This is a genomic window from Martelella sp. (assembly GCF_984369615.1).
Genome location: NZ_CFHTCS010000162.1, coordinates 1 through 9,582, shown reverse-complemented (window position 1 = coordinate 9,582; position 9,582 = coordinate 1). Strand labels below are relative to the sequence as shown.

At 63.2% G+C, this 9,582-nt stretch carries 9 protein-coding genes and 1 pseudogene; 7 read left to right on the top strand and 3 right to left on the bottom strand.

Annotated features, from left to right (window positions below; all coding sequences use genetic code 11):
* The 6 genes and pseudogenes from AC5DC2_RS13605 to AC5DC2_RS13580 all read left to right on the top strand — a co-directional run.
* Window positions 1-280, top strand: a pseudogene (locus AC5DC2_RS13605) (creatininase family protein); the annotation flags it as partial.
* Entirely contained in the window at window positions 277-1,296 is a 1,020-nt protein-coding gene (locus tag AC5DC2_RS13600; protein WP_491698864.1) for a ketopantoate reductase family protein, read from the top strand. The pseudogene AC5DC2_RS13605 and the gene AC5DC2_RS13600, both read left to right, overlap by 4 nt.
* Window positions 1,287-2,039: an SDR family NAD(P)-dependent oxidoreductase gene (locus AC5DC2_RS13595; RefSeq protein ID WP_491698863.1), complete on the top strand. Its 753-nt coding sequence runs from the start codon at window positions 1,287-1,289 to the stop codon at window positions 2,037-2,039. The genes AC5DC2_RS13600 and AC5DC2_RS13595 overlap by 10 nt, the downstream gene beginning before the upstream one ends.
* Window positions 2,036-2,929: a polysaccharide deacetylase family protein gene (locus AC5DC2_RS13590; RefSeq protein ID WP_491698862.1), complete on the top strand. Its 894-nt coding sequence runs from the start codon at window positions 2,036-2,038 to the stop codon at window positions 2,927-2,929. The genes AC5DC2_RS13595 and AC5DC2_RS13590 overlap by 4 nt, the downstream gene beginning before the upstream one ends.
* 3 nt (window positions 2,930-2,932) lie before the next feature.
* Window positions 2,933-3,856: an isoaspartyl peptidase/L-asparaginase family protein gene (locus tag AC5DC2_RS13585; protein ID WP_024706196.1), complete on the top strand. Its 924-nt coding sequence runs from the start codon at window positions 2,933-2,935 to the stop codon at window positions 3,854-3,856.
* Between the two features lie 422 nt (window positions 3,857-4,278).
* Window positions 4,279-4,842: a DUF6101 family protein gene (locus AC5DC2_RS13580; protein ID WP_491698861.1), complete on the top strand. Its 564-nt coding sequence runs from the start codon at window positions 4,279-4,281 to the stop codon at window positions 4,840-4,842.
* Between the two features lie 3 nt (window positions 4,843-4,845).
* Here AC5DC2_RS13580 and ubiA read toward each other — a convergent pair whose 3' ends face one another.
* Window positions 4,846-5,799, bottom strand: a complete 954-nt coding sequence (ubiA, locus tag AC5DC2_RS13575; RefSeq protein ID WP_491698860.1) for a 4-hydroxybenzoate octaprenyltransferase — start codon at window positions 5,797-5,799, stop codon at window positions 4,846-4,848.
* 82 nt (window positions 5,800-5,881) lie between these two features.
* Window positions 5,882-7,144: a cyclopropane fatty acid synthase gene (locus AC5DC2_RS13570; RefSeq protein ID WP_024706193.1), complete on the bottom strand. Its 1,263-nt coding sequence runs from the start codon at window positions 7,142-7,144 to the stop codon at window positions 5,882-5,884.
* Window positions 7,145-7,369: 225 nt separating this feature from the next.
* On the opposite strand from AC5DC2_RS13570, the gene AC5DC2_RS13565 reads away from it, so the two are divergent.
* Window positions 7,370-8,233 (top strand): hypothetical protein, encoded by an 864-nt coding sequence (locus tag AC5DC2_RS13565; RefSeq protein ID WP_152534415.1) that lies wholly within the window; start codon window positions 7,370-7,372, stop codon window positions 8,231-8,233.
* A 3-nt stretch (window positions 8,234-8,236) separates the two neighbouring features.
* Here the strand turns inward: AC5DC2_RS13565 and AC5DC2_RS13560 are convergent.
* Window positions 8,237-9,582 (bottom strand): helix-hairpin-helix domain-containing protein (locus AC5DC2_RS13560; RefSeq protein WP_491698859.1); only part of this gene is annotated, 1,346 nt, incomplete at its 5' end.

Here is a 9,582-nt window from a genome sequence, read left to right as displayed (position 1 = left end):
GACGTTTGCGGCCGTGCGCGAGATCGATCCCGTCGCCAGCCATGCAAGCTGGATGGAGAACTTTCCCTGGACCCGGCTGCCGGGCCGCGAGATGCCGGCCGAGCAGAAGCCCTACGTCGATTTCGATCGGCTGCGCGACCGCAATGCGCAAGGCGTGCGCGAACTGATCGGCGACGGCAATTACGGTGGTCTTTATCAACGACCAGACGAGGACATGGACCGGATCTGGTCCGTCGCCGTCGAAGAGACGCGCAGCCTGATCGAGGGTGACTGGGCATGAGCAATTCTCCTGTTCTGATCTGGGGCGCCGGCGCGATCGGCGGCGTCCTTGGCGCTTGTTTCGCCCGGGCCGGTCATGACGTGCATATGGTCGATATCGTTCCGGACCATGTCGAGGCGATGCGCACCGCGGGCCTGAGGATCGAGGGGCCGGTGGAGGCGTTCACGCATGTGTTGCCGGCAAGCACGCCCGACGAACTGGAAGGGGAGTTCGAGCGTGTGTTCCTGGCGGTCAAGGCGCATCACACGGCCGAAGCGCTGGAGATGCTTATCCCGCATCTGGCGCCGGGCGGCTATGTCGTCTCTGCCCAGAACGGCCTCAACGAAAAGGTGATCGCCGAGAGGATCGGCGCCGGGAAAACCGTCGGCTGTTTCGTCAACTTCGGCGCGGACTGGCTGGAGCCGGGGCGTATTCTATACGGCAACCGCGCTGCCGTTGCCGTCGGAGAGCTCGACGGCCGGATGACGCCGCGTGTTGCCGAAGTTCACAGTCTCCTGTCGCTGGTTGAGCCGGACGCGGTGGCGACCGACAATATCTGGGGCTATCTCTGGGGCAAGATGGGCTACGGCGCGCTTCTGTTCTGCACCGCGCTGACGCCCCTTTCCATGTCGGATGCGATGGCGCGTCCGGAACACCGCGTCGTTTATGAAAAGCTCGGCCATGAGGTGATGACGCTTGCGGCAGCAGAAGGCGTCAACCCGCTCGGCTTCAACGGATTTGATCCGGCGGCCTTTCTGACGGCCGATCCGGATGGGATGCGGATCGCGATCGAGAAGATGGTGGCGCATAACCGCAAGACCGCAAAGACCCATTCCGGCATCTGGCGCGATCTGGCCGTGCGCAAGCGCAAGACGGAGGTTGATGCCCAGATCGGGACGATGATCCCGCTTGCCGCCTCGCACGGTCTTGCCGTTCCCGCGCTCGCCAGGATGGTCGACCTCATTCATGCCATCGAGGACGGGAAGCGCGAACAATCGGTGGCCCTTGTCGATGAGATGGTGCCGCTGTGCAGCTAGATCTGTCTGGAAAAATCTTCGCCGTCACCGGCGCAGCGCAGGGCATCGGCGCGGCCATTGCCCGCCAGTTGAGGACTTCGGGCGCCGACGTCGCGGCCATCGACATCGACGCTGATGGCATGATGCCCCTGGAGGCGGAGGGCATCAGCCTGCATCAGGCCAATCTCGGCAGCCGCGAGGGCGCGCATGCCGCCATCCGGTCGGTGCTCGCGCAACATGGCCGGGTCGACGGTCTTGTGACATCGGCCGGCGGGGTGCGCGGGCAGGCAGGCCGCCCGATCGAAGAGATCGGCGAGGATGACTGGCGCGTGATCTTCCAGGCCAATGTCGATGCCGCCATGTGGTGCGCTCAGGCTGTGGCGCCGGGCATGAAGCAGAACGGCGGGGGCCGGATTATCACCATTTCCTCTGGCGCGGGCCTGCGGCCGAGCCTCACCGGCATTCAGGCCTATGCCAGCGCGAAGCACGCGCTTGTGGGGCTGACGAAACAGCTGGCGCTCGAGCTCGGCCCCTTCGGCATCACGGTCAATTCCGTGGCGCCGGGCTTTATTCTTTCCAACCCGTCGACGCAGAAGCAGTGGCAGGCCTTCGGGCCGGAGCGGCAGAAAGCGGTTGTTGCCGGCATTCACATGCGCCGTCTCGGCGCGCCGGCCGATATCGCGAACGCCGTGACGTTTCTGGCTTCGCCGCAAGCAGGCTGGATCAGCGGACAAATTCTTTCGGTCGATGGAGGCCATGCATGAGCGAACCCTATGAATGGGACGAAGCGACCTGGCGCGGCCGGGTCAACCAGGTGCGCGCGGGCAGAAGCCTGCTGCCGAAAGCCTGGCCGGGCGGCGCGCGCTGCGCCGTGGCGCTGAGCTTCGACAGCGACCACGAGACCAATGAGCTGCGCGACGGCGGCGAATCGCCCGCCCGCCTCAGCTGGGGCGAGTTCGGCGCGCGGCGCGGCATCCCGCGCATCCGCAAGGTGCTTGATCGCTTTGGCGCGAAGGCGAGTTTCTTCGTGCCAGCCGTCTCCGCGCTGCTGCATCCTGAAGAGCAGAGGTCCCTTGCTGATGACGGCCACGAAATCGCCCTCCACGGCTGGATCCACGAGCGCAATGCCCAGGTGCCGGCCGATAAGGAGCGCGAACTGATGCTGCGTTCCGCCGATACGCTGGAGACGATTACGGGCACGCGGCCAGTCGGCATGCGCACGCCCTCGTGGGACTATTCCGATGCGACGCTGAAGATCGCGCGCGAACTCGGCCTTCTCTATGACAGCTCGCTCTTTGCCGATGACGATCCTTATGAAATCCTTGATAATGGCGAGGCTACCGGCATTGTCGAACTGCCGGTCGAGTGGATCCGCGATGACGCCGTCTATTTCATGATGAACCGGTTCGGCGCGCAGCGGCCCTATACCCCGCCTGCCGATGTTCTCGACATCTTCCGGCGTGAGTTCGACGGCGCCTATGCGGAAGGCGGCATGTTCCTGCTGACCATGCATCCGCATATTACCGGCTACCGGTCGCGCATCTTCATTCTGGAAGAACTGTTGTCCCACATCACGGCAAAGGGCGATTGCTGGATTGCCACCCATGCGGATATCGCCCGCTACTGCGCCCGGGAAGCCGGGCTGAAGGAGTAAGACATGCGCTATTCTCTGGCGGTCCATGGCGGGGCCGGAACCATTTTGAAATCGAAGATGACGGCGGAAAAGGAAGCGGCCTATCACGCTGGCCTGCGTCGCGCGCTCGAAGCGGGCGAGGCGGTGCTGAAGGATGGCGGACCGGCCCTCGATGCTGTCACCGCAGCCGTTTGCGCGCTTGAGGATGAGCCGCTGTTCAATGCCGGACGCGGCGCGGTTTTTACCGATCACGGCGAACAGGAGATGGATGCTGCCGTCATGGACGGCCGTGACCGCAGGGCCGGCGCCGTCGCCGGCATTTTCGGACCGAAGAACCCGGTGCGCGCGGCCCGCGCGGTGATGGAAAACACCGTCCATGTGTGCATGACCGGCCCGAACGCGCTGGAAATTGCCCGCAAGGCCGGCCTGGAGTTCGGCGACAAGGACTATTTCTTCACCGAGGCCCGCTGGAATGCGCTTCAGGAAACCCTGAAGATGAAGGCCAAGGGCGAGGATGACGCCGACCCGGCGCGCCGTCACGGCACGGTCGGCGCGGTGGCTTGCGACAATGACGGCAATCTGGCCGCCGCCACCTCCACCGGCGGCTGGACCGGCAAGGCCAAGGGCCGAATCGGCGATACGCCGGTGATCGGCGCCGGCACCTATGCCGACAATGCCACATGCGCTGTTTCCGGCACTGGCCATGGCGAAATCTTCATCCGCTGGACGGCGGCCTCCGAGATCGCGGCCCGAATGCGCTACAAGGGCGAAAGCCTGGAAGACGCGGCGCGCCATGTCGTGATGGTCGATCTCGGCGAAAACGACGGCTCCGGCGGTGTCATCGCCGTCGACCGCGAAGGCAACATCGCCCTGCCGTTCAATTCGGAAGGCATGTATCGCGGCCATGTCCGCGCCGGCGAGGAAGCGGTCACCGCGATCTATCGCTGATGATCCCTATGCGGCTGTTGGACGGACTTGCCTGTCTGAGGGCCTGCTACCCGGCGCCGGAAACCGGCCTTCGGCAACCTGCGTCAGTCGAAAATACCCCGGCGGCCCGGCTGCGGGGGTATTTCCGTCTGCGGTCCTTGATGCGCCGGCGGGTGTCTCCGGTCCTGTCGAGAACATCTGCCGGACAGGCGCAGCCGACGCGGGCCGGTCGCGGCATCCAAGGTTAACCCATCCTTGCCCGGGCCTTCACGCTCTCTCAACCCTTACGGATCGGATTTTGATAACCATTCATCCGGGTTGGATTTTCTTAACCCTGCTTGTTAAGGCGGCTGGTAAGAACCTCGCCTAGGATGGCCTTCAGACGGACGGAAAGTCCGCAGAGAAAAAGCCGGATACCGGCGACAGAGCCAAAGGGTGATCAGATGACGAATTCGCAGGTCAAGAGGGGCAATGAGGAACCGGTTCTCAGGATAGATCCGGCGCAGTTCCCGCAGAAGTTCTCCTATGTCGCCAAGGGGGCCGAAACCCGTATCGGCGTCAAGCTCGATCAGCGCGGCGCCGTTGTCCGCCGCAACCTGCCTTCCAGCAACCTGCCCTTCTCCATCGCGCTTCCGGGCCGTGCCTTCAAGGGCGTTGCCGCCCGCGCCGTTGCTCACGCCGATGGCGGCATCACGGTGACGCTGGAGCTGCACCATGCGGATCCGGAACTCTGCATTCCGCTGCTTGTCGCCCATGATCTGAGCGAAATTGTGGCCGACTGGCAGGACTGGGCGCTGCTTTACGATATCCCGATGATGATGGTGGAAGCCGATGGCATCGCCCGTCCGGTCGATTGCAAGCCGCACCAGGCCGTTGCCGCCAATGACGATGCGGCAGGTCCCGCCCGCCGGGCCGCGGCCCGCAGCATCAAGCGCCTTGCCATGCGGCTCAGCGACTGCCCGATCGGCGTGAAGATGACGGTCAAGGGCCGCGCGGTCGCCGCGTAACTCTCAGGCGAGGAAAATCGCGACCACCAGGCCGATGAAAACCACCAGGCCGACGCGGCTGTTGAACTTGAACAGTTTGAGGCACTGCGCGCCGTCATCGATATCGAGCACGGCGATCTGGTAGAACAGCATGGCGCCTGCCGCCAGAAGGCCGGCGAACGCGGCCCAGCCAAGACCGGCGACCAGATAGGCGACGACAAGCAGGGCCAGCATGGCGGCATAGAAGAGGACGAGCCAGGGTTTCGTCTTTTTCCCGAACAGCAGCGCGGTGGAGCGCACCCCGATGAGCGCGTCATCCTCCTTGTCCTGATGGGCATAGATCGTGTCGTAACCGATGGTCCAGACGATTGCGGCGAGATAGACCAGCACCGCCGGCAAGGAGAGCGATCCGAGCACGGCCGCCCAGCCAACAAGCCCGCCCCAGGAAAAGGCCAGCCCCAGGAAAAGCTGCGGCCAGTCGGTGAACCGTTTGGCGAAGGGGTAGATCGCCACGAATGCCAGCGAGGCGAAGCCGAGCAGAACCGTGAACAGGTTGAACGACAGCAAAACGGCAAGGCCGGTCAGCGCCTGCAGCAGAATGAAGATCTTCGCCTGCCGCCGGGTGACGCGGCCGGACGGCAGGGGACGCGAGCGCGTGCGCGCCACCTGATTGTCGATATCGTGATCGACGAGGTCATTATAGGTGCAGCCCGCCCCGCGCATGGCAACCGCTCCGATGAAGAACAGCAGGAGATGGGCGATGAACTGGCCGGGCCGGAAGGCGTTGGCCTCGGCCGTCACGGCCGCCGCCATAGCCGCCGACCAGAAGCACGGCCACATCAGCAATTGCCAGCCGATCGGCCGGTCCCAGCGGGCAAGCTGGGCATAGGGCCAAAGCCGGCGCGGCAAAAGGTTGTAGACGAAATTGTCCGACGGAGCGTCGAAAACGCGGCCGTTATCCTCTGTGGTCGTGCCCATGAGACCTCTGTGCATCAAAGCGTCAAGTCTGCCGACCGGTCAGGTGCCGTCTGGAGCCTTTATCCCCGAAGAGGGCAGGGCTTCAGTCGAATTCGACCGGTTCGAGAGGCGCCCTGGTCGCTTCCGCGGCCTTGAGCTTCTCCTCGGCCTCGAACATATAACGGCGGTTGTTCGGCGTGGCAAACTGGCTCTTCGACAACTGCATCTGGAAGACGAACATCTTGTCCCATTCGAAGGCCATTTCCGAACCCGCCAGATAGAATTCCCACATGCGGAAGAACTGCTCGTCATAAAGCCTGATCGCTTCCTCCTTGCGGGAAACGAAGCGCTGGCGCCAGGCGCGCAGCGTGTGGGCATAATGCATCTGCAGGATTTCGATGTCGCGCACGAGAAGGCCGGATTTTTCCACCGCCGGCAGCACTTCCGCAAGCGAAGGAATGTAGCCGCCGGGGAAGATGTATTTCTCGATGAAGGGGTTGGTGTGGCCATGGCCAGCGATGTCGCGCCCGATCGAATGCAGCACCATGACGCCATCGTCATCGAGGAGCTCGAAGCACTTGTCGAAAAAGTTCCTGTAGCGGCCGATGCCCACATGTTCGAACATGCCGACCGAGACGATCCGGTCGAAGGGCTTGGCCTTCATCGTGCGGTAGTCCTGAAGCTTAAAACGCACCCTGTCGGAAAGCCCGCGCTTGGCCGCGCGATCCTCCGAGATGTCATGCTGCTCGTGGGAGAGCGTGATGCCGGTGCAGTCGACGCCGGCCATCTCGGCGAGATACATGCTGAGTCCGCCCCAGCCCGAACCGATCTCGAGAACGCGCTGGCCTTCATTGAGGCGCAGTTTCGCGGCGATGTGGCGTTTCTTGGCGAGCTGCGCCTCGTCCAGCGAAATGTCCGGCGGATCGAAATAGGCGCAGGAATACTGCCAGTCCTCGTCCAGAAACAGGCTGAACAAGGGTGGCGTCAGATCGTAGTGATGCGAGACATTCTTGCGGTTCCTGTTGATCGGCAGGCGCGTGCTGATCTGGGCGAGGCCAGTACGCCAGAACAGTTTCGCCGCCATCATGGGACTGAAGACGATATCGAGCGTATTGCGCCGGACGAGCGAGAGGAAATCGTAGATATCGCCCTCCTCCATCAGGAAGCGCCCCTGCATGTACATCTCGCCGAGCGTGAGAGCCGGGTCGCTCGCGACGAGATCCTGGGCCTGCCTGTCTGTGAAGCGGACAGCGACGGGTTCGCCGGAACCGTCTCCGAATGTGGTGATCTCTCCCGTTTCCGTCTTGATCCTGAGTGTTCCGGTTTTGATGATCTTGTCGATCAGGTTGAACAGCGGCGAAGCCATCGCAATCCCCTGAATGCCTGCTAATGTCACATATTGTTAAGCGTACAATATTCGTTTTGAAACAAGAAACAAGGCGGTCCCGGCATCTCCCGCGCCTTGGCTTCCGGCCTTTATTTCAAAGACTTGCAGAATTCGCAATTTTTGGTTGCGACGTGCCGACGTGTTTGAAAATGTGTGACGGAAAGACTTTTGTGCGAATTGATTCGGGTGCCGGGGGCGTGAACAATGACTTTTGGTGAACGGCTGAAGGCGGTCATGGGCGGATCGCTGGGCCTGCTGTTTTCAAACATCGTGGTCGCGCTCAGGATTGCCTGGCCCTGGGTGCTGCTGGCCTTCTTCGTCAGTCTGTTTTCGCCGGCAGAGCCGGTGCGCCTCGAATCGAGCGCGCTTAGCAACCGTCAGGTGCTGCTGTCTGTTCTCGGCGCTGTCGCCATGGGCGTGATCTATATCATCGCCTTTTGCTCCGTCGCCGTCGCCTGGCACAGGCACGGTCTTCTGGGCGAAATGCCGAAATCTTTTCCGGTGCGTTTTGCACGGCGCGAACTGCGTTTTCTCGGCAAGAGCATTCTTGTCGGGCTGGTGATGCTGCTGATCATGGTGCCGGTGGTCGCTGTCGTGGTCCTGCTCGCAGCGCTTTCGCGCAATGGCGACTGGTTCTCACTGCTCCTCTTCGGACTCGTCGGCCTTGTCGGTTATTTTGCCGTCGTCGCGCTGGCGATGCGCTATTCCCTGGTGCTTCCGGCGACAGCGGTTGACCGCGATTTCGGAGTCGCCGATGCCTTTCGCCATGGTGAGGGATTCGGTCTTGTCATGGCAATCACCAACGTCGTCATCGCGCTTCTGGTCATGGTTCTGTCGTTGCTGTTGCAGTTCGGCCTTGCCGCGCTGGCCGCGCTCTACCTGACAGTCGCGCCGGCGGCGCTGGCGCCGACGGTCGGCGCCTTTGTCACGGTGGTTGCCGTCTTCTTCAGTACGGTGACGTCTTTCTTCACCATGTTTTCCGGCCTCGCCGTGGTTACCACCGGCTACCGGGTGGCCGGCGAGAGCCGGGGCTATGATATCTACGGCAACCGGATCGAAAAGCTCTGAGCGCTATTTCCTGCGCATGGCATTCGCCAGCGCCGCGCCGAAGGCCCCTTGGGACGCCCGGTTGTCACGCTTGTTCGTCCGTTCAGGCTTGCGGTCGTTGCGCGGCCCCCCGGCGGAAGGCGCGCCGTCATCCTTCTTCATCGACAGGCCGATGCGCTTGCGTTTCACATCGACATCGACCACACGCACCTTCACCACATCGCCGGCCTTGACCACCTCATGCGGGTCCTTGACGAAACGGTCGGCAAGCTGGGAGACGTGGACAAGCCCGTCCTGATGCACGCCGATATCGACGAAGGCGCCGAAGGCGGCGACATTGGTGACCGTGCCTTCCAGCACCATGCCGGGCTTCAGGTCGGAGATTTCGTCAATGCCGTCTGCAAAGCTTGCGGTCTTGAATTCCGGGCGCGGGTCGCGGCCGGGCTTTTCCAGTTCGGAAAGAATATCGCGCACCGTCGGCAGGCCGAAGCGTTCGTCGACGAACTGGCGCGGGTCGACGGATTTCAAGGCGGCGCTGTCGCCCATCAGGGTTCTCAAGTCGCGTCCGCAAGCGGCGACGATCTTCTTGGCCACGTCATAGGCTTCCGGGTGCACGGCGGAGGCATCGAGCGGCTCCTTGCCGTCGCGGATGCGCAGGAAGCCGGCGCATTGCTCGAAGGCGCGCGGGCCGAGGCGGGCGACCTTCAGCAGTTCCTTGCGGCTCTGGAACGCGCCGTTCTCATCGCGGTGGATGACGATGGCTTCGGCAATGGACGGTCCTAGGCCGGAAACGCGGGCGAGAAGCGGGGCGGAGGCCGTGTTGAGGTCGACGCCGACGCCGTTCACGGCGTCTTCGACCACCGCATCGAGCGAGCGCGACAGTTTGATCTGGTCGACATCGTGCTGGTACTGGCCGACGCCGATCGACTTCGGCTCGATCTTCACCAGTTCGGCCAGCGGGTCCTGCAGGCGGCGCGCAATCGACACCGCGCCGCGCAGCGACACGTCGAGGCCGGGGAATTCCTTTGCAGCCGTTTCCGAGGCCGAATAGACCGAGGCGCCGGCTTCCGAGACGATGACCTTGACCGGTTTCGGCTCGGGGACCTCCTTCAGCAGATCGGCCACGAGCTTCTCGGTCTCGCGGCTTGCCGTGCCGTTGCCGATCGCGATCAGCGAAATCTTGTGGCGGGCGATCAGCGCCTTCAGCACGGCCATTGATCCCTGCACGTCATTGCGCGGCTGGAACGGGTAGATCGTGGCCGTGTCCAGAAGCTTGCCGGTGCCATCGACGGCTGCCACCTTGACGCCGGTGCGGATGCCCGGATCAAGGCCGAGCGTGACGCGGGAGCCGGCAGGAGCTGCCAGGAGCT

Coding starts and splice junctions, on each gene's coding strand:
- AC5DC2_RS13570 (WP_024706193.1), bottom strand. CDS start 7,144: ATGGCTTCGCCGCTGTTCAACCTGATCGACAAGATCATCAAAACCGGA.
- AC5DC2_RS13585 (WP_024706196.1), top strand. CDS start 2,933: ATGCGCTATTCTCTGGCGGTCCATGGCGGGGCCGGAACCATTTTGAAA.
- AC5DC2_RS13600 (WP_491698864.1), top strand. CDS start 277: ATGAGCAATTCTCCTGTTCTGATCTGGGGCGCCGGCGCGATCGGCGGC.
- AC5DC2_RS13580 (WP_491698861.1), top strand. CDS start 4,279: ATGACGAATTCGCAGGTCAAGAGGGGCAATGAGGAACCGGTTCTCAGG.
- ubiA (WP_491698860.1), bottom strand. CDS start 5,799: ATGGGCACGACCACAGAGGATAACGGCCGCGTTTTCGACGCTCCGTCG.
- AC5DC2_RS13590 (WP_491698862.1), top strand. CDS start 2,036: ATGAGCGAACCCTATGAATGGGACGAAGCGACCTGGCGCGGCCGGGTC.
- AC5DC2_RS13565 (WP_152534415.1), top strand. CDS start 7,370: ATGACTTTTGGTGAACGGCTGAAGGCGGTCATGGGCGGATCGCTGGGC.